This window comes from Delftia sp. GW456-R20 (assembly GCF_001622915.1).
GTDB classification, from domain to species: domain Bacteria; phylum Pseudomonadota; class Gammaproteobacteria; order Burkholderiales; family Burkholderiaceae_C; genus Comamonas; species Comamonas acidovorans.
Map to the genome: position 1 here is coordinate 4,058,667 of NZ_LWCN01000004.1, position 26,653 is coordinate 4,085,319.

Annotated in this window: 24 protein-coding genes; 14 read left to right on the forward strand and 10 right to left on the reverse strand. The window is 68.2% G+C overall.

All coding sequences use genetic code 11. From position 1 onward, the window contains the following. Nucleotides 1-46 precede the first annotated feature (46 nt). Nucleotides 47-1,603 carry a benzoate-CoA ligase family protein gene (locus A4F85_RS23495; protein WP_012202016.1) on the reverse strand — a complete coding sequence of 519 codons (1,557 nt, stop codon included), beginning with the start codon at nt 1,601-1,603 and terminating at the stop codon, nt 47-49. Nucleotides 1,604-1,777: 174 nt separating this feature from the next. Between A4F85_RS23495 and A4F85_RS23500 the strand changes: the two genes are divergently transcribed. The 4 genes from A4F85_RS23500 (at nt 1,778) to boxA (ending at nt 7,381) form a co-directional block, all read left to right on the forward strand. After that, nucleotides 1,778-2,692 (forward strand): helix-turn-helix transcriptional regulator, encoded by a 915-nt coding sequence (locus A4F85_RS23500; RefSeq protein WP_047217552.1) that lies wholly within the window; start codon nt 1,778-1,780, stop codon nt 2,690-2,692. Between the two features lie 194 nt (nt 2,693-2,886). Next, a complete protein-coding gene (gene boxC, locus A4F85_RS23505) occupies nt 2,887-4,557 on the forward strand; it encodes a 2,3-epoxybenzoyl-CoA dihydrolase (RefSeq protein ID WP_063327838.1) in 1,671 nt (556 codons plus the stop codon). 38 nt (nt 4,558-4,595) lie between these two features. After that, the gene (boxB, locus tag A4F85_RS23510; RefSeq protein WP_047217550.1) at nt 4,596-6,023 is read left to right on the forward strand and encodes a benzoyl-CoA 2,3-epoxidase subunit BoxB; all 1,428 of its coding nucleotides are present in this window, start codon (nt 4,596-4,598) and stop codon (nt 6,021-6,023) included. A 26-nt stretch (nt 6,024-6,049) separates the two neighbouring features. Further along, entirely contained in the window at nt 6,050-7,381 is a 1,332-nt protein-coding gene (boxA, locus tag A4F85_RS23515) for a benzoyl-CoA 2,3-epoxidase subunit BoxA (RefSeq protein ID WP_063327839.1), read from the forward strand. A 140-nt stretch (nt 7,382-7,521) separates the two neighbouring features. Here boxA and A4F85_RS23520 read toward each other — a convergent pair whose 3' ends face one another. Both A4F85_RS23520 and A4F85_RS23525 read right to left on the reverse strand, forming a co-directional pair. Further along, nucleotides 7,522-8,289, reverse strand: a complete 768-nt coding sequence (locus A4F85_RS23520; protein ID WP_063327840.1) for an aspartate/glutamate racemase family protein — start codon at nt 8,287-8,289, stop codon at nt 7,522-7,524. 14 nt (nt 8,290-8,303) lie between these two features. Further along, nucleotides 8,304-9,185, reverse strand: a complete 882-nt coding sequence (locus tag A4F85_RS23525) for an amino acid ABC transporter substrate-binding protein (RefSeq protein WP_016447309.1) — start codon at nt 9,183-9,185, stop codon at nt 8,304-8,306. Nucleotides 9,186-9,407: 222 nt separating this feature from the next. On the opposite strand from A4F85_RS23525, the gene A4F85_RS23530 reads away from it, so the two are divergent. Continuing rightward, entirely contained in the window at nt 9,408-10,643 is a 1,236-nt protein-coding gene (locus A4F85_RS23530) for a D-amino acid dehydrogenase (protein WP_063327841.1), read from the forward strand. Nucleotides 10,644-10,974: 331 nt separating this feature from the next. Here the strand turns inward: A4F85_RS23530 and A4F85_RS30750 are convergent, their stop codons facing one another. The 4 genes from A4F85_RS30750 to A4F85_RS23545 form a co-directional block, all read right to left on the reverse strand. Further along, complete coding sequence (locus tag A4F85_RS30750) at nt 10,975-11,340, reverse strand: hypothetical protein (RefSeq protein WP_156517046.1); 366 nt, start codon at nt 11,338-11,340, stop codon at nt 10,975-10,977. Next, entirely contained in the window at nt 11,333-12,265 is a 933-nt protein-coding gene (locus A4F85_RS23535) for a hypothetical protein (protein WP_156517047.1), read from the reverse strand. Before A4F85_RS23535 ends, A4F85_RS30750 begins: the two co-directional genes overlap by 8 nt. Nucleotides 12,266-12,432: 167 nt before the next feature. Continuing rightward, nucleotides 12,433-13,338: a LysR substrate-binding domain-containing protein gene (locus A4F85_RS23540; protein WP_012202007.1), complete on the reverse strand. Its 906-nt coding sequence runs from the start codon at nt 13,336-13,338 to the stop codon at nt 12,433-12,435. Between the two features lie 53 nt (nt 13,339-13,391). Next, nucleotides 13,392-13,964, reverse strand: a complete 573-nt coding sequence (locus A4F85_RS23545; protein ID WP_063327843.1) for a cob(I)yrinic acid a,c-diamide adenosyltransferase — start codon at nt 13,962-13,964, stop codon at nt 13,392-13,394. Nucleotides 13,965-14,145: 181 nt separating this feature from the next. On the opposite strand from A4F85_RS23545, the gene A4F85_RS23550 reads away from it, so the two are divergent. After that, nucleotides 14,146-14,514 (forward strand): EF-hand domain-containing protein, encoded by a 369-nt coding sequence (locus A4F85_RS23550; RefSeq protein WP_063327844.1) that lies wholly within the window; start codon nt 14,146-14,148, stop codon nt 14,512-14,514. 82 nt (nt 14,515-14,596) lie between these two features. Continuing rightward, entirely contained in the window at nt 14,597-16,021 is a 1,425-nt protein-coding gene (locus A4F85_RS23555) for an FAD-binding oxidoreductase (protein WP_063327845.1), read from the forward strand. On the opposite strand, the gene A4F85_RS23560 is transcribed toward A4F85_RS23555, so the two are convergent. Further along, complete coding sequence (locus A4F85_RS23560) at nt 16,011-16,916, reverse strand: LysR family transcriptional regulator (RefSeq protein WP_047217545.1); 906 nt, start codon at nt 16,914-16,916, stop codon at nt 16,011-16,013. The genes A4F85_RS23555 and A4F85_RS23560 overlap by 11 nt on opposite strands. Nucleotides 16,917-17,045: 129 nt before the next feature. Between A4F85_RS23560 and A4F85_RS23565 the strand changes: the two genes are divergently transcribed. Further along, nucleotides 17,046-18,254, forward strand: a complete 1,209-nt coding sequence (locus tag A4F85_RS23565) for a CaiB/BaiF CoA transferase family protein (protein ID WP_013799976.1) — start codon at nt 17,046-17,048, stop codon at nt 18,252-18,254. 71 nt (nt 18,255-18,325) lie between these two features. Beyond that, on the forward strand, nt 18,326-19,327 hold the full coding sequence (locus A4F85_RS23570) for a Bug family tripartite tricarboxylate transporter substrate binding protein (protein ID WP_013799975.1): 1,002 nt from the start codon (nt 18,326-18,328) through the stop codon (nt 19,325-19,327). A gap of 462 nt (nt 19,328-19,789) precedes the next feature. Here the strand turns inward: A4F85_RS23570 and A4F85_RS23575 are convergent, their stop codons facing one another. After that, nucleotides 19,790-21,079, reverse strand: coding sequence for a M20/M25/M40 family metallo-hydrolase (locus A4F85_RS23575; RefSeq protein WP_063327846.1), 1,290 nt, complete (start codon nt 21,077-21,079; stop codon nt 19,790-19,792). Nucleotides 21,080-21,237: 158 nt separating this feature from the next. Further along, on the reverse strand, nt 21,238-22,512 hold the full coding sequence (locus A4F85_RS23580) for an MFS transporter (RefSeq protein WP_063328069.1): 1,275 nt from the start codon (nt 22,510-22,512) through the stop codon (nt 21,238-21,240). A 65-nt stretch (nt 22,513-22,577) separates the two neighbouring features. On the opposite strand from A4F85_RS23580, the gene A4F85_RS23585 reads away from it, so the two are divergent. From A4F85_RS23585 to sorU, 5 genes are all read left to right on the forward strand, one after another. Beyond that, a complete protein-coding gene (locus A4F85_RS23585; RefSeq protein WP_082848249.1) occupies nt 22,578-23,624 on the forward strand; it encodes an AraC family transcriptional regulator in 1,047 nt (348 codons plus the stop codon). Nucleotides 23,625-23,722: 98 nt separating this feature from the next. Beyond that, complete coding sequence (locus tag A4F85_RS23590; protein WP_063327847.1) at nt 23,723-24,292, forward strand: RNA polymerase sigma factor; 570 nt, start codon at nt 23,723-23,725, stop codon at nt 24,290-24,292. Nucleotide 24,293: 1 nt separating this feature from the next. Further along, entirely contained in the window at nt 24,294-24,881 is a 588-nt protein-coding gene (locus tag A4F85_RS23595) for a hypothetical protein (protein ID WP_012201996.1), read from the forward strand. Between the two features lie 54 nt (nt 24,882-24,935). Beyond that, nucleotides 24,936-26,195 (forward strand): SorT family sulfite dehydrogenase catalytic subunit, encoded by a 1,260-nt coding sequence (sorT, locus tag A4F85_RS23600; protein WP_063328070.1) that lies wholly within the window; start codon nt 24,936-24,938, stop codon nt 26,193-26,195. 96 nt (nt 26,196-26,291) lie between these two features. Beyond that, entirely contained in the window at nt 26,292-26,639 is a 348-nt protein-coding gene (sorU, locus tag A4F85_RS23605) for a SorU family sulfite dehydrogenase c-type cytochrome subunit (RefSeq protein ID WP_034368558.1), read from the forward strand. The last annotated feature ends 14 nt before the right edge of the window (nt 26,640-26,653 follow it).

The following is a 26,653-nucleotide window of genomic DNA, read 5'->3' on the forward strand; positions in this document are numbered from 1 at the left end:
GTGGTGGATGGGTCTTGCTTTTGTCAGGGGAATCGGAAGGGGCTGTTCAGCCGACGCTGGCCTCGCGCTCTCGGAGCCTGAAACGCTGGATCTTTCCGGTGGCGGTCTTGGGAAGTTCGTCCACGAACTCGATGAAGCGCGGGTACTTGTAGGCGGCCAGGCGCTGCTTCACGAAGGCCTTGAGCTCGGCCTCGGTGGCGCTGCAGCCGTCCTTGAGCACGACGAAGGACTTGGTCTTGAGCAGGCCGTCGGCGTCGGTCTTGCCGATCACGGCGGCCTCCAGCACGGCCGGGTGCTGCATCAGCGTGGCCTCGACCTCGAAGGGCGAGACATAGATGCCGCTGACCTTGAGCATGTCGTCGCTGCGCCCGGCATAGGTGTAGTAGCCATCGGCGTCGCGCACATACTTGTCGCCGCTCTTGAGCCAGCCGCCCTGGAAGGTCTCGCGCGTCTTGTCCCGGTTGCCCCAGTACATGAGGGCGGCGCTGGGGCCCTGGATGAACAGGTCACCCACCTCGCCATCGGCCACGGGGCGGCCGTCCTCGCCGCGCAGCTCCACGCGGTAGCCGTCCACGGGCTTGCCCGTGGTGCCGTAGCGGATGTCGCCGGGCCGGTTGGACAGGAAGATGTGCAGCATCTCGGTGGAGCCGATGCCATCCACGATGTCGGCGCCGAAATGCGCCTTGAAGCGCTGGGCGATCTCGGCCGGCAGCGCCTCGCCGGCCGAGGAACACATGCGCAGGCTGACCTGCTCGCGCGCGGGCAGCAGCGGCGAGGCCAGCATGCCCGCAAAGCCCGTGGGCGCGCCGAAGAACACCGTGGGCCGGTGCTGCACCCAGCGCGCGAAGGTGGCCTCGGGCGTGGGCCGCTCGGCCATCAGCAGCACGGTGGCGCCCACGCTCAGCGGAAAGCTCAGGGCATTGCCCAGGCCGTAGGCGAAGTAGAGCTTGGCGGCGGAAAAGCAGATGTCGCCCTCGCCCAGACCCAGCACCGGGCCGCCATAGAGTTCGGCCGTCCAGTACGGATTGGCATGCGTGTGGACCGCGCCCTTGGGCTTGCCCGTGGAGCCCGAGGAATACAGCCAGAAGCCCGGGTCATCGCCCAGCGTGGGCGCCGGTGCGGGCAGCGGCGGCTGCGCCGCCAGCCAGGGCTGCAGCGGCGCAAAGCCTGCGGCGCGAGCCGCCGCTTCGTCGCCGGCCACCCAAACATGGCGCACCTCGTTGGGCGCCCGGTCCAGCGCCTGGCGCAGCAGGGGCAGCAGCGCATCGCAGGTCAGCACGGCCTGGGCGCGGCTGTGGCCCAGCATGTAGGCGTAGTCGTCGGCCGTGAGCAAGGTGTTCACCGCCACCGGCACCACGCCCGCATACAGCGCGCCCAGAAAGGCCACGGCCCATTCATGGCGGTCGTGCATGAGCAGCAGCACACGCTCCTCGCGGTGGATGCCCGCCGCCAGCAGGCCGCTGGCCATGCGCTGCGCCTGCTGCTGCAGCTGGCCGTAGCTCAGCGTGCCGTGGTCGTCGATGTAGGCGATCTTGCCGGGCCGCCCCTCATTGAGCGCGAACAGGTGCGCGGCGAAATTGAAGGGCTGGGTGAAGTCGATCATCGGGGTCTCCTTCGACATCGGGCATCCGGCCCGACTTGTGATCTTCCGCACAACATGCAATATTGTGCGTGCATCAGAAAGATAGTTAGAACACCATCGAGCGTCAAGCACTATATTGCATGGCTGGTGTTAACCCCGACTGTTTATCATTCACGCCCTCTTCAAGGAAACTCTATGGACCAGTTCGAGACGGCAGCCCAGTCCGCCGGGGCGGCGGATTCCCTCTCAGAAGCCCCCAGGAACCAGGTGCTGCAGGCGCTGGGCGAGCGTGTGCGCAGCCTGCGCTCGCGCCGGGGCATGACGCGGCGCGCCCTGGCGGCGGCGGCCGATGTCTCGGAGCGCCACCTGGCCAACCTCGAATACGGCACGGGCAATGTGTCGGTGCTGGTCCTGCACCATATTGCACAGGCCCTGCAATGCTCCATGGCCGAGCTGCTGGGCGACGTGACCACCACCAGCGCCGAATGGCTGCTGATCCGCGAACTGCTGGAAGGCCGCAATGAAGAGGACCTGCGCCGCGTGCGCCTGGCTGCGGGCGAGCTGCTGGGCACGGCGCCCAGCGACCGCCAGCGCCACACGCGCATCGCCCTGATCGGACTGCGCGGCGCGGGCAAGTCCACGCTGGGCCGCATGCTGGCCGAGCAGCTGGGCGTGCCCTTCCTCGAACTCAACCAGGAAATCGAGCGCATTGCGGGCTGCAGCGTGCGCGCCATCCACGACCTGTACGGTGCCAACGCCTACCGCCGCTACGAGCGCCGCGCGCTGGAGGAAGCCGTTCAGATCTACAGCGACGTGGTCATCGCCACGCCGGGCGGCATCGTCTCCGACCCGGCCACCTTCAACGAGCTGCTGTCGCACTGCACCACGGTCTGGCTCAAGGCCCAGCCCGAGGAACACATGGCCCGCGTCGTGGCCCAGGGCGACACCCGCCCCATGGCTGCCAATCCCGAGGCCATGGACGATCTGCGCAGCATCCTCGAAGGCCGCGCCGGCTTCTACGCCAAGGCCGACCACGTGGTGGATACCAGCGGCCAGACGCTGGAGCAGAGCTTCGATCAGTTGAAGGCACTGTTCCTGCCCCCACGCTGAGACGGCGGCAGCAACCCACGGCATCCAGGCCCCAGGCCTGGATTTTTTTCGCCTGTGCTGGCTGGTGTTTACCCTTGATATGGCCAAAACACGCACTATCGTGCGTGTTTCTGCGTGCATTTTTGGGATGAATCTGCATAATTGTGCCTGCACCGTATCTGCGACTGCACTATTTTTCATCCAAGAGGCCGTCCATGCACCCGTCCAGCCCCACTGTCGATTACCGCACCGAGCCCGCCCAGTACCGCCACTGGTCGTTCACCGTCGAGGGCGCCATCGCCCGCATGCAGCTGAACATCGCCGAGGACGGCGGCATACGGCCCGGCTACAAGCTCAAGCTCAACAGCTACGACCTGGGCGTGGACATCGAGCTGCACGACGCGCTCAACCGCATCCGCTTCGAGCATCCGCAGGTGCGCACCGTCATCGTCACCAGCGGGCGCGACCGCATCTTCTGCTCGGGCGCCAACATCTTCATGCTGGGCGTGTCCAGCCATGCCTGGAAGGTGAACTTCTGCAAGTTCACGAACGAGACGCGCAACGGCATCGAGGACAGTTCGCGCCACTCGGGCCTGAAGTTCCTGGCCGCCGTCAACGGGGCCTGCGCAGGCGGCGGCTACGAGCTGGCCCTGGCCTGCGACGACATCGTGCTGATCGACGACCGCTCCTCCTCCGTCTCCCTGCCCGAGGTGCCGCTGCTGGGCGTGCTGCCCGGCACGGGCGGCCTCACGCGCGTGACCGACAAGCGCCATGTGCGCCATGACCTGGCCGACATCTTCTGCACCAGCGTCGAAGGCGTGCGCGGCCAGCGCGCGGTGGACTGGCGCCTGGTCGATGCCGTGGCCAAGCCCGCGCAGTTCGACGCCGTGGTGGCCGATCGCGCGCAGCGCCTGGCCGAGGGCAGCACGCGCCCCGCCAATGCGCAGGGCATCACGCTCACGCGCCTGGAGCGCGAGGCCACGGACGACGCGCTGCACTACCGCCATGTCAGCGTGCAAATCGACCGCGCGCGCCGCAGCGCCACGCTGACCGTGAAGGCGCCCACGCTTGGGCAAGGCCCGCAGCCCGCCACCCTCGAAGCCATCGAGCAGGCCGGCGACGCCTGGTGGCCGCTGGCCATGGGCCGCGAGCTGGACGACGCCATCCTGCACCTGCGCACCAATGAGCTGGACGTGGGCACCTGGCTGCTCAAGACCGAAGGCGATGCCGCCGCCGTGCTGGCCGCAGACGCCGCCCTGCTGGCCCACCAGGACCACTGGCTGGCGCGCGAGACGCTGGGCCTGCTGCGCCGCAGCTTTGCGCGGCTGGATGTGTCCTCGCGCACGCTGTTCGCGCTGATCGAGCCCGGCTCCTGCTTCGTGGGCATGCTGGCCGAGCTGGCCTTCGCGGCCGACCGCGCCTACATGCTGGTGCTGCCCGATGACACCGAGCACGCCCCGCGCATCCAGCTGGACGAATTCAATTTCGGCCTGCTGCCCCTGGTCAACGACCAGTCGCGCCTGCAGCGCCGCTTCTACGAGGAGGCCGCACCGCTGGAGGCCGCGCGCGCCGCCACGGGCCGCGCGCTGGACGGCGACCAGGCCCTGGCCCTGGGCCTGGTCACGGCCGCGCCCGACGACATCGACTGGGACGACGAGATCCGCATCGCCATGGAAGAGCGCGCCGCCATGTCGCCCGATGCGCTCACGGGCCTGGAAGCCAACCTGCGCTTTGCCAGCCGCGAGAACATGGTCACGCGCATCTTCGGGCGCCTGTCGGCCTGGCAGAACTGGATCTTCAACCGCCCCAATGCCGTGGGCGACAAGGGCGCTCTCAAGCTCTACGGCACGGGCCAGAAGGCCGGCTTCGACTTCAACCGCGTCTGACCGCAGGCACGCCCCGAAACATCCACGGAGACCCCACCATGAGCGCCATCAACTACAGCGAGAAGATCCCCAACAACGTCAACCTCGGCGAAGACCGCACCCTGCAGCGCGCGCTGGAGAGCTGGCAGCCCAACTTCCTGAACTGGTGGGGCGACGTGGGCCCCGAAGGCTCCACCGACTACGACGTCTACCTGCGCACCGCCATCAGCGTGGACCCCCAGGGCTGGGCCCAGTTCGGCCACGTGAAGATGCGCGACTACCGCTGGGGCATCTTCCTGAACCCTGCCGAGGCCGACCGCAAGGTGCACTTCGGCGACCACGCGGGCGAGAAGGCCTGGCAGGACGTGCCCGGCGAGCACCGCGCCAACCTGCGCCGCATCATCGTCACCCAGGGCGACACCGAGCCCGCCTCGGTGGAGCAGCAGCGCCACCTGGGCCTGACCGCGCCGTCCATGTACGACCTGCGCAACCTGTTCCAGGTCAACGTGGAGGAAGGCCGCCACCTGTGGGCCATGGTCTACCTGCTGCACAAGCATTTCGGCCGCGACGGCCGCGAGGAGGCCGAGGCCCTGCTGGAGCGCCAGTCCGGCGACGAGAACAACCCGCGCATCCTGGGCGCCTTCAACGAGAAGACGCCCGACTGGCTGTCCTTCTTCATGTTCACCTACTTCACCGACCGCGACGGCAAGTTCCAGCTGGCCGCGCTGGCCGAAAGCGCCTTCGACCCGCTGGCGCGCACCACCAAGTTCATGCTGACCGAGGAGGCCCACCACATGTTCGTGGGCGAGTCCGGCGTCTCGCGCGTGCTGCAGCGCACCTGCCAGGTCATGAACGAGCTGCGCACCGACGACGTGGGCCGCCTGCGCGCGGCCGGCGTGATCGACCTGCCCACGCTGCAGCGCTACCTGAACTTCCACTACAGCGTGACCATCGACCTGTTCGGCGCCGACCAGTCCAGCAATGCCGCCACCTTCTACAGCAGCGGCCTCAAGGGCCGCTACGAGGAAGGCAAGCGCGCGGACGACCACCGCCTGCACGACCAGCACTACAAGGTGCTGGAAGTGGTTGACGGCAGGCTGCAGGAAAAGGAAGTGCCCATGCTCAACGCGCTCAACGAGGTGCTGCGCGACGACTACATCAAGGACTCCAACGCGGGCGTGGGCCGCTGGAACAAGGTCATGGAAAAGGCCGGCATCGATTTCCGCCTCACCGTGCCGCACAAGGCCTTCAACCGCCAGATCGGCGCGCTGGCCGGCGTGCGCATGAGCCCCGACGGCCGCGTGGTCAGCGAGCAGGAATGGCGCATGCGCGAGGCCGAATGGCTGCCCACGGACGCCGACCGCGCCTTTGTCGCCTCGCTCATGGGCCGCTGCGTGGAGCCGGGCCAGTTCGCGGGCTGGATCGCGCCGCCGGTCATGGGCATCAACCGCCAGCCCGTGGATTTCGAATACGTGCGCTTCAACTGAAGCGCCGCGCCAGCAGGGAGTCGCCCATGACAGTCGCCTTGGTAGAACACGGCATCCTCACCCAGCACCTGATCGACCCGGAGATCTGCATACGCTGCAACACCTGCGAGGCCACCTGCCCCGTGGGCGCCATCACGCACGATGACCGCAACTACGTGGTCCTGGCCGAGCAGTGCAACGGCTGCATGGACTGCGTCTCGCCCTGCCCCACGGGCGCCATCGACAACTGGCGCAAGGTGCCGCTGGCAAGCGCCTATCCCGTGGCCGAGCAGCTGCTCTGGGACGAGCTGCCCGAGGAGCTGCCGCCTGAGGCGCTGGTCCAGGCACGGGCCAAGGCACAGGACACAGGGGACGCACCTGCCGCCGAGGACCTGAGCCAGGCCCAGGCCGTGATCGCGGCGGCCGCCACGCGCGGTGCGGATGCGTCCCGGCCCGACGACCAGGCCGATACCCAGGTGTTGCGCAGCGCCAGCTACGGCGCCACCGTGCCGCCCTGGTCGGCCGCCCATCCGTACACCAACCTGCACGGCCCCAGGAGCCCCGTCACGGCCACCGTGGTCGGCAACCTCAACTGCACGGAGGCGGGCTTCGACAGCGAGACCCACCACATCGTGCTGGACTTCGGCAGCCAGCCGTTCCCCGTGCTCGAAGGCCAGTCCATCGCCGTCATCGCGCCCGGCACCGACGCCCAGGGCCGCCCGCATGTGGCGCGCCAGTACTCGGTGGCCAGTGCGCGCAATGGCGAGCGGCCCGGCTACAACAACCTGGCGCTGACCGTGAAACGCGTCACCCAGGACCACCAGGGCCGCCCCGTGCGCGGCGTGGCCAGCAACTACCTGTGCGACGCACGCATCGGCGACAGGGTCCAGGTCATAGGCCCCTTTGGCCAGTCGTTCCTGATGCCCAACCATCCCCGCTCGCACATCGTGATGATCTGCACGGGCACGGGCAGCGCCCCCATGCGCGCCATGACCGAATGGCGCAGGCGGCTGCGCAAGAGCGGCAGGTTCGAGGGCGGCAAGCTCATGCTGTTCTTCGGCGCACGCACGCCGCAGGAGCTGCCCTACTTCGGCCCGCTGCAAAGCCTGCCGCGCGACTTCATCGACAACAACCTGGCCTTCTCGCGCGTGGCCGGCCAGCCCCGGCGCTACGTGCAGGACCTGCTGCGCGAACGTGCGGCCGACCTGGCGGCCCTGCTGCGCGACGACAACGCGCACTTCTACGTCTGCGGGCTCAAGAGCATGGAGGAAGGCGTGGTGCTGGCACTGCGCGACGTGGCGCAGCAATCGGGACTGGACTGGGAGCAGGTGGGCGCGCGCCTCAAGCGCGAAGGCCGGCTGCATCTGGAGACTTATTGACCCCCCCCTGAGTCGCTTCGCGCCTTCCCCCCGAAGGGGGACGACACCCTCGGTGCGGGGCGGCCCTTCCTCGGTGTCCCTGAGTTGAGCCGCGCCAGGTTCCTAGGCAGTTATTGAATGGCGCGCAACACCTTGAAAAACTAATGCGCTGGAGTTCGGACCTGTCCATAGGCATCGCCGGCCAGGGCCTGGGCCAGGATCCAGGCCGGGTCCACCAGCGTGGCACCGCGCGCCAGCGGCGACTGCGGCAGGGCCAGCGGGATCTCGGTGCAGCCCATGATCACGGGCACATCGCCATGGCGCTGCAGCAGCGGCGCCAGCACCTCGCCGAAGCAGCGCGCGGCCAGGTCCATGTCGCCCTGCTTGACGCCGTCGTAGATGCCCTGCATGAGCCGCGCGCGGCCCTGTGCATCGGGCTGCAGCGCGGTGATGCCGCACTCGGCCAGTGCCGCGTCGTACAGGCCGCTGTCATAGGTGCCCTGCGTGGCCAGCACGATGGCCTGCTGCGCGCCGCCGGCCTGCAGGTGCAGGGCGGCCTGGCGCGCGATGTGCAGTACATGCAGCTGCGGAAACAGCGCCTGCAGCTGCCCATGCCATGCATGGGCCGTGTTGCAGGCCAGGGCCACGCTGCGCACGCCCAGCGCCGCCATGCGGCCCACGCCCTGCAGCAGGTGCTGGGCCGGCCCCGTGGGCGACTGCGGGTCCGCGCGCAGCGCCGCGCTGCGGTCGGGCATGGGCAGCTGCACCAGCCAGTGCTCGGGATAGGCCTGGTCATGCACGGGCAGGCCCTGCTGCTGCAGGTGCGCCGTGCAGGCCTGCACGAACAGGCGCACGAAATCCGCGCCTGCGGCCGGGCCCATGCCCCCGAGAATGCCCACCGCGCGCGGGGGCTGAAGCTGCTGCTGCATGCTGCGATCCGAAATCAAAAAGCGGGTTTGTCGCTGAGGTCCTGCAGGTTTTTCTGCAATTGCTCGCTCATCGGCAGACCCAGGGCCACGTTCCTCGGGGCAATGGGCTGCATGAACCACTTGTCATACAGCCTGGCGAACGCGCCCGACTTCATCATGTCGCCGATCACGCCATCGACCAGCTGCTTGAACTGGGCATCGTCCTTGCGCAGCATGCAGGCATAGGGCTCGACCTGCAGCGAGTCGGCCACCACCTCGAAGTCGCCGGGGTTCTTGGCCGTGGGGATCAGGCCGAAGAGCAGGATGTCGTCCATGCCGAAGGCCGCGGCGCGGTCGTTCTCCACCAGCAGGAAGCCGTCCGCATGGTCCTTGGCCATGACGATGTTCATGCCCCAGGCCTTGTCGGCATTGGCCTTGCGCAGCACCTGCAGGTTGGTGGTTCCCGTGGTGATGGCCACGGTCTTGTCCTTGAGGTCGGCGTAGTTTTTGATGCCCGAGCTCTTCTTCACCAGCAGCCGCGTGCCCGTGTAGAAGTGGTTGATGGCAAAGGCCACCTCCTTGCCGCGCACCGTGTTGTTGGTGGTCGATCCGCATTCCAGGTCGATGGTGCCGTTGGCCAGCAGCGGCATGCGGTTCTGCGAGGTCACGGCCTGCCACTGCACCTTGAGATCGGGCCGGTTCACCGCCTTCTTCACGGCCTCGGCCACGGCCTGGGACATCTCCACCGTCATGCCGATGGGCTTGCCGTTGTCCAGGTAGCTGAAGGGCACGGAGGACTCGCGGTAGGCCAGCGTGATGCGGCCGCTGTCGCGCACCTTGGCCAGCGTGTCGGCATGGGCTGCAGCCAGGCCTCCCAGGGCCAGGGCCGCGCACAGCGCGGTGGTGTGAAGTTGCATGCTTGTCTCCTCGTCTTTGGTGGATGTGCGGCCAGTGTAGGAAGGGCGGCGGCCTTTGCGGAATGACAATATCGGGCCGGTCCATGCCCGCCGGTTATGGGCTGGCCGCCTGCCCGCAGTAGCAGCCCCCGGCCATAACCTGCATGCATACCCCCTGTGCCAAATGCCATGGCGCAGCCTGCCGCGCGCGGCCTACAGTGCGGCTGCATGGAGAAACGATCAATGCATGTCTGCATCGTGGGCGCCGGCATCGTCGGCCTGGCAACGGCCTGGGCGCTGCAGCGGGCCGGCCATCGCATCACCGTGCTGGACCGCGCACCGGGCCCCGCCCAGGGCGCCAGCGGCGGCAATGGCGCGCAGCTGAGCTATTCCTACGTGCAGCCGCTGGCCGATCCCGGCATCTGGAAGATGCTGCCCCGCCTGCTGCTGCAAAAGGATTCGCCGCTGGCCTTCCGCCTGCGCGCCGACCCCGCGCAATGGGCCTGGGGACTGCGCTTCCTGGGCGCCTGCAATGCCCATGCCTCGGCCGAAGGCACGCGCGCCTTGCTGGCCCTGGCCGCCGAAAGCCGCCAGGCCTTCGAGTCGCTCCAGGCCGACGAAGCACTGGCCTGCGACCTGCACACGCCGGGCAAGCTGGTGCTCTATCCCACCCAGCAGGCGCTGGATGCCGCCGCGCAGCAGGTGGCACTGCAAGCGGGCCTGGGCGGCGCGCCGCAGCGCATCGTCAACGCCGCCGAAGTGGCGCGCATCGAACCCGCGCTCGCCGGCTACGCGCAACGCATTGCAGGCGCCGTGCACACGCCCAGCGAGGCCGCCGCCGACTGCCGCCTGCTGTGCGAGCAACTGGCCGCCCGGCTCACCGCACGCGGCGCCGAACTGCGCTACGGCGTGGAGCTGCAGGGCTTCGAGCGCGAAGGCGACGCCATCACCGGCCTGCGCACCGCCGCAGGCCCGCTGCCGCTGCGCGCCGACCACTACGTGCTGGCCAGCGGCTGGGAAAGCGCGGTCCACGCGCGCCAGCTGGGCCTGCGCATTCCCGTCTATCCGCTCAAGGGCTACAGCATCACCGCCGATGCCGCCGCGCAGCTGCCGCACGCCGCGCCCCGGGTCAGCGTCACCGACACCGCACGCAAAGTCGTCTTCGCACGCATCGGCGAACGCCTGCGCGCGGCCGGCATGGTGGAGATCGTGGGCCGGGACACGCGCACCGACCCGCGCCGCATCGCCAGCCTGCGCCGCTCCACGCAGGAGGTCTTCGCCGACCTGCCGCTGGACGGCAACCTGCACCCCTGGACCGGCATGCGCCCCGCCACACCCACCGGCCTGCCCCTCACCGGCCGCCAGCGCGGCGGGCCGCGCAACCTGTGGCTGCAGACAGGGCACGGCGCGCTGGGGCTGACGCTGGCGTTCGGGTCGGCGCAGAGGCTGGTGGGGCAGATGGAGGCGGACGATCTGTAGAACCCGGTCCCGCAGCCACCTATGTCATGTCGCCGCTCAATCTCCGTACGAGTTGCCAGTCGTCCTTGGACCAGCCATGTCGGGCATCCACCGACATGGCTGCGGCGCCAATCAAGGCAAGCCAACCGCTGGCCTCCACACTTCGCAACGGCTCCCATGCCGGCCGCTGGGCTATTTGCTGCCAATCCGAACCATGGCAACCAGTGCACTTTGTCAGCGTGTCATCAGGCCGGAGTGGTTCGACCGTGACCGTGCCTGTCGGCACTTCGCCCCATTCAGCGATAAGCGTCTCCAGCGAAACCGTTGAAGGCACGCCGCCTCGACCCAAAAATCACTTGAGAAAGCGCTCCCAGAGCGAAACATCGGGCGGCGCATTCCGTGAGTCGGTGTCACGCGCTTTAAGCCAAGCGTCGTGAGACATTATGTTGGCGTAGACCACCAAAATGCATCTGCTGGATCCTGCCTGACAAATGGTCACCGTATCTCCACGCTTCCATTGTCCAATCGACAACGATGAGTTGACCGTCCCCAAGATAAATTTAGCAATATCGGCATCGTTCCAACCGCGCGGATCTTCTTGGGTGTCGGATACGCCACGCCAACTCGCGGCAATGAGCAATGCGGCAAGCGCGATGATCACCAGTGAGCGCCACGTTTCGGAGAAGCGTGGTGAGATTGATGTTGTCTGACTAGCCACCACAGCATCTCCTCAGTAGCTCCTGAGCCATATCAGTCGCACGCTGTCGGCCTTCCGGCGGCACCCGCTGGTCTATGCTCTGAAGCAAATTGGCTTGCAAGGACACATCGCCGCTGGCTTTGGCATTGGCATATAAGTAGGCCCATACCTCGGCCGGCCGCGGCTCTCCCCATGTGGGGTTGTATCGGATGGAGGCCATCATGATCAGGGCATCGACATAGCCTTGGTCAATCAGGGCATTGAGGTTGGCCAGGGTGGTGCGCCGGAATTCGTCGAGGCGCTCTGGGTCCTTCATCACATGCTCCAGATCACGGGTCCAGTAGGCCCCCCCGTAATTCATCATGCTCTGGGGATCGCCCTGGGCCGCTAGCAGGGCGGTCCATTCATCTGCCCTGGCATATGCGTCCTCGGGAAGCTCACCACAGCCGGGCCGCGCCTTGGCCCCTTCCTCACGCAGCAGCGTCTGGGCCATCGCATGTCCTTCAGGATCGGAAGCCGGGGAAGCCCACTGCGCCATGCGCCCGTAGAGGGACACCATCCAGCAACGCTCTAATGCCTTGTGGAGTTTGGCGACTTCGCCGGCCTGGTCCAGCGTGACCTCGCTGCGGGCAAGCCGGTTGTACAGAATCTCCGCCGATGCATCCACGACAACGGCAGGAAACGCCTTGGCTCGAGGTGTCGTGGGGGGCGCCACCGGCACGGGCGCCGGTACGGAAGCGATCGTCGGTGGAGCGGGAGTTTCAGGTGCTGGCGCAGCAGGCCCGGAAGCTTGCGCAGGTGGCTTGGTTGCGCTCACCTGTGCATGCCTGACCTCAGGCGCTGGTTCGGCAAAAAAGATGAGCGCCAGCCCACCGGCAAAGGCAAGAGCAGCACATGCGCAGGCAACGACCTGCCAGCGCGGGCGCAAAGCTCCTGAATTTCTCATGACCCTCCTTCATGACGATGCCGTTGTCAGATCCCGGGTAATGATTGTGAATAATTCTCATTAACAAATCAATCGATCATGAGAATTCAGTTGAATTTGACAATCGATCGTGCCAATGACCACGGCGCACCAGCCGCAGTCCAGCAGGCATGCTTGTCTGAACGGCCTCAACCAGCCAGCAACTCGCGCAAGGCCTTGCGCATTTCCTCGGTCATTGCCCGCGCCAGCACGGACCCCGGCCGCTGGGGCAGGCTGAGTGCATTCACACCCACCGTGATGCGCGGCAGCAGGGGCACGACATGGACCTTGCGGCGGTCGGCGGCCAGGGCGGTGCAGCCGTCCATGATGGCGGCGCCCAGGCCGTACTCGGCCATGGACAGGGCCGCGTGGTAGGTCTGCACGGTGACCACGGGCGACAGGCCCACGCCGTGCTCGCGGCAGGCCTGGCCCAGGCGCATGCCCAGCGGGTCGCGCGCATCAAGCGCGACCACGGGCAGCTCGGCCAGGTCCTTGAGCTCCATCCCCTCTTCGCGCACGCGCGAGGGTGGCAGCAGGCCCTTGGGCAGCACGCAGAACATGTCCACCTCGGCCAGCAGTTCATGCTCCAGCGCGGGCTGGCCCACGGAGCTGATGACGAAGCCCACGTCGGCCTCCTGCAGCAGCAGGGCCGAGACCACCTGGGGGGTGTGCAGTGCCTGCACATGGACCTGCACCTGCGGGTGGCGGCGCCGAAAGCCCGCCACGGCGCGCGGCAGCACCTCGCGGCTGAGCGCGAAGACGGTGAGCACGGTGAGCCGGTCCGCCGCCTGGCCATGGCGCAGGTTGTCGGCCAGGCGCTGGACCTCGTCGAGCTGCTCGAACAGCTTCTCGATGTGGGGGAACAGCGCCAGCGCCTCATTGGTCGGCGTGAGCCGCCCGCGTGCGCGCTGGAACAGCGCAAAGCCCAGCTGCAGCTCCGCGTGCTGCAGGGTGCGGCTGACGGCCGGCTGGGTGATGTTGATCAGCCGTGCGGCAGCGCTGACGCTGCCGGTCTGCATGACGGCATTGAAGACCTCGATGTGGCGCAGGCGCATGGGCCGTCCTAAATGCGGAATTGGCGCAGGTTCAGCGCGGGTTCAGCGCGGATTCACTCTTCGGCGGACTGCGCGCGGGCCATCCGATCGCTCTTCCAGTAGACGTCGTCGCCGCCATCCATGCGGTTGAGCACGCGCGCCAGCACGAACAGCAGGTCCGACAGGCGGTTCAGGTACTGGCGCGGCGCGGGCCGCATGGCCTCGCCCTGCTCCAGCGCCACCACCATGCGCTCGGCGCGGCGTGCCACGGTGCGGCAGACATGGGCCTGGGCCGCGGCGCGGCTGCCGGCCGGCAGGATGAATTCCTGCAGCCGGGGCAGCTGCGCGTTGTAGTGGGCCAGCGCTTCATCGAGCTGCAGCAGGGCCTCGTCCTTGAGCAGTTCATAGCCGGGAATGGACAGCTCGCCACCGAGGTTGAACAGCTGGTGCTGCACATCGACCAGCAGCTCGCGCACGTCGTCGGGCAGGGCCTCGCACAGCAGCAGGCCGATGTGGGAATTGAGCTCGTCCACATCGCCCATGGCGTGCGGGCGGCCGCTGTTCTTGGAGACGCGCGTGTTGTCGCCCAGGCCCGTGCTGCCGTCGTCTCCGGTGCGCGTGGCGATCTGTGTCAAACGGTTGCCCATGGGCGTTCTCCTTGGCGGTGCGGGGGTGGAAAGCCGGACCCGTAACGGCCCAACACCCAATTGTGCGTTACAGGCGGCACGCAAATGTTGTAGCAGGCAACAGCCGGCAAAAGTGCTGGCCCTGCTGCGCTGCAACAGGTGGAATGCAGTCATGTTCCACGTTCGACAAGGAGTTCGACACATGACCTCTCAACTGCGCAAAGTCTCTGGTTTTGAAATCCGCAGCGTGATGTTGTTCGCGGCCATTTCGCTGGGCAGCGTCGCTGCCATGGCGCAGGCGCCTGCTACGGCAGCGCCCCCATCGCAGGCCTCCTTCGGCGCCGGCAGCGGCCCTGCAACTGGTGTGCAAGCCGCACCCACTCCATCGTCGGCCGGCGCCAACGACGTCCAGGCCGCATTCGACCGCGCCGACACCAACCGGGACGGCAAGCTGAGCAAGAAGGAGGCCGAGGCCCTGCCCGCCGTGAGCAGCAATTTCGCCCAAATCGATGCCGACAAGAACGGATCGCTGTCGCGCGATGAATTCAGCAAGGCTGTCCAGCCGCGCTGACACCCGGATGCCTGGCGGCTGACCCACACGGTTGGGCGGCAGGGCCGGTGGTATTCTTTCCAGTTCCCCCTGGAGAACACCGATGAACGCCCCTGTCGCCCCCGTCCGCCTGCAGCCTGACTTCGCTCAGCGCCCCATCCCCGAAGCCTTCCTCCAAGCCCTGGCCCAGCGTTTCGGCGCCCAGTGCTCCACGGCTTTGGCGGTGCGCGAACAGCACGGCCGCGACGAGGGCGCCATCCAGGCGCCCCCGCCTGCGGCCGTGGTCTTTGCCGAAAGCACGCAGGACGTGCAGGACGCGCTGAAGCTGGCCGACGAGCACGCCGTGCCGGTCATCCCCTACGGCGCGGGCTCCTCGCTCGAAGGCCATCTGCTGGCCGTCGAGGGCGGCATCAGCCTGGACCTGAGCCGCATGAACCGCATTCTCTCGGTCAACACCGAGGACCTCACGGTCACCGTGCAGCCCGGCATCACGCGCAAGCAGCTCAACGATGCCATCAAGGACACGGGCTTCTTCTTCCCCATCGATCCCGGCGCAGATGCCTCCATCGGCGGCATGACCGCCACGCGCGCCAGCGGCACCAATGCCGTGCGCTACGGCACCATGCGCGAGAACGTGCTGGCGCTGGAACTGGTCACGGCCAGCGGCGAGCTGATGCGCACCGGCACGCGCGCCAAGAAAAGCAGCGCGGGCTACGACCTCACGCGCCTGATCGTGGGCAGCGAAGGCACGCTGGGCGTGGTCACCGAGATCACGGTGCGCCTGTACCCGCTGCCCGAGGCCGTGAGCGCGGCCATCTGCTCATTCCCCAGCATCGAGGCCGCCGTGCGCACGGTGATCCAGACCATCCAGATGGGCGTGCCGATCGCCCGCGTGGAGCTGGTGGACGTGAACTCGGTGCGCATGGTCAATGCCTACAGCAAGCTCACGCTGCGCGAGGAGCCCATGCTGCTGATGGAGTTCCACGGCTCGCCCACGGGCGTGAAGGAGCAGGCCGAGATGGTGCAGGACATTGCAGGCGAGTTCGGCGGCAACGCCTTCGAATGGGCCGAGCGCCCCGAGGACCGCACGCGATTGTTCACGGCCCGCCACAACGCCTATTTCGCGGCCGTCTCCAGCCGCCCCGGCTGCCGCTGCATCACCACCGACGCCTGCGTGCCCATCAGCCGCCTGGCCGATGCGCTGCTGGACTCGGTGCGCGAGGCAGATGACAGCGGCATTCCCTACTTCCTCGTCGGCCACGTGGGCGACGGCAACTTCCACTTCGGCTACCTGATCGACCCGGACAACGAGGACGAGCGCTCGCGCGCCGAGCAGCTCAACCACCAGCTGGTGTCGCGCTCCATTGCGCTGGGCGGCACCTGCACGGGCGAGCATGGCGTGGGCATCCACAAGATGGACTTCCTGCGCGAGGAAGCCGGCGACGGCGCGGTGCAGATGATGCGTTCCATCAAGCAGGCGCTGGACCCGAAGAACATCCTGAACCCCGGCAAGATCTTCAGCCTCTGAGTCCCTCCGCCGCGGCCTTCTCGCGCAGGAAGTCGATCAGCGTGGTGATGGCCCGCGTCTGGTAGTGGGACGGCATGTACAGCAGGTACTGGCGCGTGGCCAGAAAGTCCAGGCTGCCCGGCGGCAGCGGCAGGCGCTCAAGCGCGCCGCTGGCCAGTTCGGCCGCCACCATGTAGCGCGGCACCACGGCCACGCCCAGGCCCTGCAGCACGGCATCGCGCAGGAAATGGAAGTTGGGCGACATCAGGCGCGGGCGTATGCGCAGCTCGGTGGGCCGGGCGCCGTTCATGCCCGCCGTGCGCAGCTTCTGGCCCGTGAGCGCCGAGGTGATCAGCGGCACGCGCTTGAGCGCCAGCAGCGAGTCGGGATGGCCATGCGCAGCCAGAAACTGCGGCGTGGCGCAGGCCTCGTAGAGCACGTCACCGAGCTTGCAGGCCACCAGGCTTTCGGGGGGCTCGGTCATCACGCGCACGGCGAAGTCCACCGCGCCCTGCATCAGGTCCTCGATGTCGTTGTCGAAGATCACCTCCAGCGTGATGCCCGGATGCATGCGCATGAACTCCGTCAGCCAGCCCGACATCTGCAGCTGGCCGTAGCCGCTGGGCACGCTCAGCCGCACGGTGCCCTGCAGGCTCTGGCCCAGGCTGTCCACCGACTCGTCCGCCGCCATGGCTTCCTGGCGTATCGCGCGGCCATGGGCATACAGGCGCAGCCCCAGCTCGGTGGGCTCGACCTGGCGCGTGGTGCGGCGCAGCAGCTGCTGGCCGATCTGGCGCTCGAACTGGTTGAGCCGGTGGCTGACGTTGGCGCGGCTCATGCCCAGGCGCACGGCGGCGCGGCTCAGGTTGCCGGCTTCGATGATGTCCACCAGCAGGGACAGTCCGCCCAGATCCATTGTCAAACCTCAGTACACACAATGTCCATTTTTTAGCACGATTGTCAAAGTCCATAAACGAATGAAGAATGCGGGCCTGCCCGGGCATCACCGGCCCGTTGCGGTTTTCGTGGTTCGACAAGGTTTCGCATGAGTGCTCTCCCCTCTTCCCTGCCGCTGGACGGCGTGCGCGTCCTGGATCTTTCGCGCGTGCTGGCCGGCCCCATGTGCGCCATGGCGCTGGCCGACCTGGGCGCCGATGTCGTCAAGGTCGAGCACCCGGGCCGCGGCGACGACACGCGCGACTGGGGCGTGCGCGTGGGCCAGCGCAACACCTCCTACTTCAACAGCGCCAACCGCAACAAGCGCTCGGTCACGCTGGACCTGCAGGCCGAAGAGGGCCTGCGCATCGCACGCGAGCTGGCGGCCGACAGCGACGTGGTCATCCAGAACTTCAAGGTCGGCGGCGCCGAGAAGCTGGGGCTGGGCTACGAGCAGCTGTCGCAGCTGAACCCGCGCCTGGTGTACTGCTCCATCTCGGGCTACTCGCGCAGCGGCCCCGAGGCCACGCGGCCCGGCTACGACCTGGTGGTGCAGGGCGAGTCCGGCATCATGGCCATGAACGGCGAGCAGGGCCAGGGTCCGCTGAAGTTCGGCGTGGCCGCCGTGGACATGTTCACGGGCATGTACTCGGCCCAGGCCATCCTGGCCGCGCTCTACGAGCGCGAGCGCAGCGGGCGCGGCCGCCATGTGCAGATGGCCCTGTACGACTGCGGCCTGATGATCACCAGCTACTACGGCATGGAAGCCTTGCTCAAGGCCGGCGACCCGCCCAAGTTCGGCAACGCCCATCCGTCCATCGTGCCCTACGGCGTGTTCGAGGCGGCCGACGGCCCGCTGGTCATCACCGTGGGCAACAACGGCCAGTTCCAGCGCTTTTGCACCGACGTCATCGCCAAGCCCGAGTGGGCCGCCGACGAACGCTTTGCCACCAATACCGCACGCTCGGCAAACCGCGATCTGCTGATGCCGCTGGTGCAGGCCGAGCTGCTGCGCTTCACGCGCGCCCAACTGCTCGAATGCCTGACGGCCGCTCAGATTCCCTGCGGCGAGGTGCTGGGCCTGTTCGAGGCCCTGAACTCGCAGCGCACGGCCGACGCCGGCCTGCTGCACCGCTTCGAGGACAGCGAGGCCGGCAGCCAGTCCGTGCTGGCCCCGCCCTATGCGCTGGACGGCCAGCGCCTGCCCGTGCGCCGCCCGCCGCCGCACCAGGGAGAACACACCGACGAGGTGCTGCAGCAGCGCCTGGGCCTGGACGAACAGGCCCGCGCCGCACTGCGCGCCAAAAACATCATCTGAGAGCGCGCAGACGTTCCCCCCCAGACCGCTCCACGGCTCTCATTTCCACCCCTTCCCGCTTGAGGAGACATATGACTTCCACCCCCTTCCAGGCCTCGCGCCGCCAGATCCTTTCCGCCGCCTGCGCCACCGCCATCGCCACGCTGGCCCCCGCCGCCCGGGCCCAGAGCCAGTGGCCCGACAAGCTGATCAAGCTGACCGTGGCCTTCCCGCCCGGCGGCCCCACCGACACGGCCGCGCGCATCGTCGCGCAGCGCCTGACCGAGCGCCTGGGCCAGACCATCGTCATCGACAACCGCCCTGGCGCCTCGGGCTCGGTGGGCACGGCGGCCTTCATCAAGTCGCAGCCCGACGGCTACTCGCTGTCCATGTTCGGCATGCCCGCGCTGCTGGCGCCCATGCTGTTCAACAACAACCTGTACGACGTGCGCAAGGACTTCCTGCCCGTGGCCACGGTCTATGACCTGCCCATGGCCATCGTCATCAACCCGCGCGAGCTGCCGGACGTGACCAACCTGCAGCAACTGATCGAGCACGCCAAGAAGGCCAAGCCGGCGCTGAACTACACCAGCTCGGGCACGGGCAGCTTCGGCCACCTGTCCATGGAGCAGCTCAAGGACCTGGGCGGCTTCGACATGCAGCACGTGCCCTACCGCGGCAGCGCGCCGGCCGTGACCGACCTGATCGGCGGCCAGATCGCCGTGATGTTCGCCGACGTGGTCGCGGCCCTGCCCCACATCCAGGCAGGCAAGCTGCGCGCCATTGCCGTCAGCTCGCAAAAGGCCAAGCAGCTGCTGCCCAATGTGAAGTCGGTGGCCGAGCAGGGCTTCCCCGGCTTCGACGCCGACACCTGGGGCGGCCTGATCGCCCCGCTGAACACGCCGCCCGCCGTGGTCCAGCGCCTGAACCAGGAGCTCAAGCTCATCCTGGCCGAGCCCGAGCTGCAAAAGAAGATGCTGGCCGCAGGCGCCATCGCCACCTACCAGGACGGCGCGGCCATGAAGGCGCGCCTGAATGCCGACTTCACACGCTGGAGCAAGATCGCCAAGGACAAGAACATCTCTTCGCAGTAAAGAACACAGAGCGCCCCACGATGCGCCTTCAGGGCATGCCGCAAGGCATGCCCTTTTTTACGTCCGCAAATGCTCGGCGCCCGCTGTTCACTCCCGTATGGCCGCGCCTGCGGCGTGGTGGTTGCGGGGTTGCAGTCCTGCCGAAGGACAGGACTGCTTCGTGATCTGACTCGCCGTGATGTTTGAACGTAGCGCGTAGCGCGAAGAGAGTTTCACGGCGAACCCCGCAACCGCCACGACGCAGGTTGCCCCGCAGCGAAGCGAAGGGGTCGCGGACATTCGGGTCGCCTTCTTTGACCTGACCTTTCTTGGCGAAACAAGAAAGGGCAGTCGGCTGCCGGGCCGAAACCCGGCCTCGAAAAACAACCTCCCGGCAGGGTCAGAAAAAGCGACTCAAGCCAACGTCTGCTACGGCTTGACGCATGGGGTGCTGCCGCTCCTGAGAAGCCCGGGAGCCGACGCTTACTTGGAAAGATCCATGATCATGCGCGTGGCCAGGTACAGGCGCGGCACGATGGTGTTCAGCTGCACATACTCCGCATCATTGGAGTGCGCACCGTAGCCGCTCAGGCCAAAGCCCTCGATGACCGCACCCTTGGCCTTGAGCGCCGCAAACGCCGCGTCGGTGCCGCCGCCCGTGGCCTTTTCCATCACGCTCATCTTCAGGCCCAGCTCATCGCTGTAGATGGTCTGCGCCTGTTTGGCCAGGCTGCGCGAGGCCTCGTTGGCCTCCAGCGGCGGGCGGCGCACTTCGAACTTGAGCTGCACCTTGCTGGCGTCCAGCAGCTTGTTACCCACCTTGGCCTGCATGGCCTGCTCCAGCGCCGTGAAGTCGGCCACGCGCAGCGCGCGGGCGTCGGCCTGGGCCGTGGCCTCGGCGGGAATGACGTTGCGGTTGGTGCCGGCCTTGGCCACCGTCCAGTTGAGCTTGAGGCCGGTCTCGGGCTTGGACAGGTCCTTCATCTGCAGCAGCTGGTGCGACAGCTCGTACAGCGCGTTCACGCCGTCCTCGGGCTTGGCGCCCGCGTGCGAGGCCTTGCCCTCGACCTTGAGGTAGGCCGCGCCGATGCCGCTGGTGGCCAGGCGCACGCCGCCGTCGGTGCCGCCGCCTTCGAACGAGAAGACCGCATCCTGCTCGGCGCCCATGCGCGTGATGGTGCTGCGCGCGCCGGGCGAGCTGATTTCCTCGTCGCTGTTCATCAGCACGGTCAGCGTGCCGTAGTTGTCGAAGCCCAGCTGGCGCAGCATGGCCACGGTGTGCAGGATCAGGGCCACGCCCTGCTTGTCGTCGGCAATGCCCAGGCCGTAGGCGCGCTCGCCGTCGATGCGAAACGGCTGGTCCTTGAGCATGCCGCGCAGGTAGACCGTGTCCATGTGGGCGATCAGCATGATGCGGCTGGTGCCCTTGCCCTTGAACTCGGCATGCACCATGGGACCGATCTTCTCGGGCGTGTCACCCAGCCGGTAGACGTCGGTGGGCTGCAGGATCTCGACCTTGCCGCCCTGCTCGCGCAGCTTGCCGGCCACGTAGTTGGCGATCTGCTCCACGCCCTCCATGTCCTTGCTGCCCGACTCGATGTGCACCAGGTCGCGCAGCGTGTCCAGCAAGGGCTGCTGGTGCTTTTGCGCCAGCGCCTGGATATCGGCCTTGGGCGCAGCCAGGGCACTGCCGGACAGGCCGGCCATGGCAAGGGCCAGCGCCAGCGGTGCGCTGCGGAACATGAGGGAAAGCGGTGCGAAGGCGGAACGCATGGACAGGTCTCCTGTGTTGAAAAAGTTGTGCCTGCACGATAGCAGGCGCCGCGCAGGGCGCACGCAATTGCCGTGCCTGTTTTGTCCATCTCCCCGCCCAAAAGCAAAGGCCCCGCAAGCCTTGGCCTGCGGGGCCTTGTGGGGAGCGAGACCCGGGATCAGCCCGCGCTCAGCGCCATGCCGCCCTTCTTGCTCACGCCATCGCCCACGACCACGGCCGACACCACGCTCAGCACCAGGGCAATGGCCGATCCGTAGAACACGCCGTGGCTCATGCCGTGGTCCAGCATGTAGCCGAACACAGGGGCCGCCAGGCAAAAGCCCAGGTCCAGGCCCGAATACACCGTGCCGTAGACGCGGCCGGTGGCGCCGGGCGGGGCGGCGCGCTTGATCAGCATGTCGCGCGAGGGGCCGGCCAGGCCCGTGCCCAGGCCCGCGATGGAGGCCACGCCCACGGCCGCCATGGCCGGCAGCCAGCCCGTGCCGACCAGGAACAGCGCAACGCCCGAGCCCAGCATGCAGATGGAGATCACCTTCTCCAGCCGCTGCACGCGGCCCACGAGGAAGCCGCCGGCCAGCATGCCTGCCGCGCCGCAGAGCATGTAGCCCGTGACGATGAGCGCCGTCACGCTCAGCGGCAGTCCGTACATGGACTGCATGGCGGGGCTGGCAAAGCTCTGGATGGCGCTGAGCGCGCAGGTGCTCCAGAAGAAGAACGAGAAGCACAGCCAGACCGAGGGCAGCTTCAGGAAGGCCATGGGATGCTCCTGCGGCACGGCGGCCGCAGCGGCGCGCGCCGCGGGGGCCTGGGCATCGGCCGCACGGTCGTCCAGCGCCTCGCGGTTGAGCACCATGATGGTGAGGATGACGGCGGCCAGGGCCGCGCCGCACAGGCAGGCCAGGCGCCACGAGCCCGTGGCCGTGGTGATGCCCGCCATGAACAGCGGCGCCAGCGCCCAGCCGATATTGCCCGACAGGCCGTGCACCGAGAACGCATGGCCGATGCGCTTGGCCGACACGCGCTTGTTGAGGATGGTGAAGTCCACCGGGTGGAAGGGCGCATTGCCCAGGCCCGCGAAGAAGGCTGCCAGCAGCAGCATTCCATAGCCCTGTGCCAGGCTGGCGACCACGCCCGCCACGGTGAAGCTGCCCAGCGCCGCAAACAGAATGGGGCGCGCGCCGAAGCGGTCCACGGCAAAGCCGGCCATGGCCTGTCCCACGCCGGAGACCACGAAGAACAGCGACACCATCACGCTGAGTTCGGCATAGCTGTAGCCGAACTCGGCGATCAGCCACGGGAACAGCGGCGGCAGCAGCAGGTGGAAGAAATGCGAGGAACCATGCGCCAGGCCGATCAGGCCGATGGTGCGCACATCGCTGCGCAGCGGGTCCGGAGCCACGGCGTCCGGCATGGAAGAAGAAGAGGCGGTCATGGGCCGCATCTTAGGCAGCAGCGTTTCGTCTTGTATGCGATAGTCTGCCAACTTCTGTCGCAAACATGCCAAAGCCTGTCTCCACGCCCGGCACCCCTGCCCACACCCCTGCCCACACCCTTGCCGACACCCTTGCCGACACTTGTGCCGACACCCTGCCCAGCGCCTGCCCCGCAGCCGCGCTGCGGTCGGTGCGCAGGGCCCGGCCGATGGAGCCGGTGGAGGCCCTGCATCCGCACCTGTTCGTGCCCACGCCCCAGCGCCCCGTGCGCGCCAAGCAGCACCGCCTGTCGGCACGCACGCGCGTCATACCGCACAGCCACAGCTGGGCACAGATCGCCATCTCGCTGGACGGCGTGCTGCACCTGTCGGCCCCCCAGGGCACGCTGATCGCACCGCCGTCCAAGGCCGTGTGGATTCCGCCCGGCCTGGTCCACGCCGTGGCCATGGTCGAGGAAGCCGACCTCGTCTCCATCTACGTGCTACAGGACGATCCGGCCCAGGGCCCCGTACTGCCGGACCTCCCGCCCTGCGGCGTGGCCTGCAACCCGCAGGACTGGGCACGCTGCCGCGTGCTGGAGGTTTCGCCGCTGATGCGCGAGCTGATCACGGCCCTGCCCAAGCAAAGCGATGACCAGCCCGCCCCGGACGCCGCCACCCTGCAGCGCGAGCACCATCTGAGCGCCCTGCTGCTGGAAGAGCTTCGCCGGGCCAGCGAAGTCCACCTTGGCGTGAACATGCCCCAGGACAAGCGGCTGCGCATGCTCTGCGAGGCCGTGGTGGCCGACCCCACCCAGCACGAGAGCCTGGCCGACTGGGCGGCAGACACCGGCGCCAGCCCGCGCACCGTGGCCCGGCTGTTCCAGCAGCAGCTGGGCTGCAGCTTCACCACCTGGCGCCAGCAAGTCGTGCTGGCCCATGGCCTGAGCCTGGCCGCGCGCGGCCTGCCCATACAGCAGATCGCCGCCGAGCTGGGCTACAGCCCCAGCGCCTTCAGCGCCATGGTGCACCGCACGGTGGGCATGCCTCCGGCACGGTTCTTCGGGCAGCAGGCCGGCTCCGCTGCCCACAGGGTCGGAACAGGCGCTGTATCGCGGCCGACCAGGGAATGACAGGGAGCCATCGCCTCTTCGCGATAGCTGATCCGATATAGGGTTTGCCGATAGGCAGGCCATGGAATGCGGCGGCGCCCTGCGTGCTCTTATGCCGCATGATCTCCACCGCCGAGTCGCGCTACAACCAGTGGGTGCGCGAGCACTACCGATTCCTGCTGCGCAGCGCCTGGGCGCTGACCGGCTCGCGCGCGCTGGCCGAGGATGTGGTGCAGGACTGCTTCACCAGCGCCTGGCGCTTTCGCCACCAGCTGCGCGAGGCCGCAATGGCACGGGCCTGGCTGTTCCAGATCATGCGCCGCCATGCCTTCCGGCACCTTGCGCCATCGGCCCATCTGGTCAGCGATGACGAGGCGCTGGACCAGCATCCCTCCCCCGCCCCCTCGCCTTCGGCGCTGGACGACCGGCTCGACGTGGTCAAGGCGCTGGCGCGCATCGCGCCCATCCACCGCGAGGTGCTGGTGCTCTATTACTTCGACGACATGCCCACGGCCCAGATGGCCGAGGCCCTGGACATTGCGCCAGGCACGGTGCTGTCGCGCCTGTCACGCGCCCGCGATGCGCTGAAGGCGGCGCTGGAGCAGGCGGCCCCGGCGCCTGCGCCAGAGACTGCCAGCGTGATTCCGCTGCGCTCCACCCCGCTGCGCCCCACCCGATACCAAGGCTGAAATGACTGCCCCGGACACGACCGACGAATCGGCCTTCGACCTGCGCGCACGCGCCGAACTGGCCCTGGCCTTCGACCCCGGACCGCACGGCGAGCCGCCCGCCCATCTGCTGCGCCACACGCCCTGGCATGCGCGCAGCGGCGTGCGCCGGCTGATCGCCGCGCTGCTGGTGGGCAGCTCGGCCGCCACCGCCGTGTTCGCCATGCGCCCGCCCGAGCTGGTGCGCGCCGCCATCGAGCATGAGTACTACGAGCGCACGCTGCGCGGCAGCTTCATGCCCGAGGCCGAGGTCGCGCGCCGCATGGACCTGCCGGCCGGCGAGAAGCTGCCCGGCTACACCCAGCTGATGCGGCCCTGCGACATCGACGGCACGCGCGCCTACCACCTGACCACCTTCTTCGAGAAGGGCGGCATCGTCACCGTGCTGGCCTTCGACCAGCCCCAGCGCCTGGCCGATGGCCAGGGCTGGTGGGCCAACATGCACTGGCAGGTCGTCCGCTCGCGCGAAGGCCGGCCGCTGGTGCTGGTGGCCCAGAAGAAACAGGCCCTGGCCGTGGCCAGCAAGGCCCTGGGCACCCCTGCCCCATGAGACGCCATGAGACGCCATGACACGCCCCCTGACAACCACCACGAGGAGACAACCATGAACCACTTGCCGACATCGCCCACCTCCCCCGCGCGCCGCAGCCTGCTGGCCGGCAGCGCCAGCGCACTGGCCGCAGCTAGCCTGGCCGGCCTGCACCAGGGCGCATTGGCCCAGGCCCAGGCCCAGGCCCAGGCCCAGGCACCGACAGCTGCGGCAGCACCGGCCACCAAGCCCCTGCCCGGCTACGCGGGCTGGAAGAAGGCCGATGCCCTCATCGTCCACAGCTCCACCACCATAGAGACGCGGCGCGGCGCCTTCGGCACCAGCGTGATCACGCCCAGCGACCAGCTCTATGTGCGCAACAACCTGCCCACGCCGCCCGAATCCATCGTGGCCGACCGCGATGCCTGGCAGCTGCAGGTGGAGGGCGTGCGCCAGCCCCGCAGCCTCAGCGTGCGCGAGCTCAAGTCCCTGGGACTGGAGACCGTGGCCATGGTGCTGCAGTGCTCGGGCAATGGCCGGGCCTTCTTTCCCAGCAAGCCCAGCGGCACGGCCTGGACCGTGGGTGCGGCCGGCTGCGTGGTCTGGAGCGGCGTGCCCGTGCGCGAGGTGGTCAAGGCCCTGGGCGGTGTGTCAGACGGCGGCCTCTACATGACCGGCACGGGCGGCGAGGTGCTGCCTGCGGGGCTGGACCCCAAGAGCGTCATCGTCGAGCGCTCGGTGCCGCTGTCGGCCATGGAAGACGCCCTGCTGGCCTGGGAGATGAACGGCGAGCCCATCCCGCTGGCCCACGGCGGGCCGCTGCGCCTGATCGTGCCCGGCTACACGGGCGTGAACAACATCAAGTACATCAAGCAGCTGGCCTTCACGCCGCGCGAGAGCGAGGCCCACATCATGTCCCACGGCTACCGCATCTCGCCACCCGGCAGCAAGGGCGACCCGAGCCAGCCCTCGGTGCAGGAGATGAGCGTCAAGTCCTGGATCAACTCGCCCCTGCCCGAGGACGGCGGGCAGGCCGCCGGCCTGGTGCAGATCCACGGCGTGGCCTTTGGCGGCATGGATGCCGTCAAGGGCGTGGAGGTGTCCACGGACGGCGGCAAGAGCTGGCAGGCCGCGCGCCTGGTCGGCCCCGACCTGGGCAAGTACGCCTGGCGCCAGTTCGTGCTGCAGGCGCGCCTGCCCAAGGGCACGCATGTGCTGGCCAGCCGCGCCACCGACGCGCGCGGCCGGGTCCAGCCCGAGACGCGCGGTGAAAACCAGAGTGGCTACAACAACACCAGCTGGGCCGACCACGCCGTGACCGTCACCGTGGCCTGAGCACGGCCCGCGCGCTCATCCCGCCACCCCTTCTCTTCACTCCCGTCACTTCCCGCACACGGCGCCAGACCGTGGCGGGCCCGTACCCCCATTGCCATGTTCACGATGAAACACCTGATCCACACCGCCCTGCTGGGCAGCACTTTGCTCGGCAGCGCCCTGCTGTCCGCCCCCGCCTTTGCCGATGAAGCGGCCCAGATGGCCCTGGGCAAGAAGCTGTTCGCCACGGCCACGCCCGCCTGCGCGCTGTGCCACACGCTCAAGGACGCGGGCGCAGAGGGCGCCATCGGCCCCGTGCTCGACGAGCTCAAGCCCGACGCCGCGCGCGTGGCCCGTGCCCTGCGCGACGGCATAGGCGCCATGCCCTCGTTCAAGGCCACGCTCAGCGAGGCCGATATCGCCGCGCTGTCGCTCTATGTGAGCAAGGCCAGCGCGAAGAAGTAGAGGCAGGCCGCCGT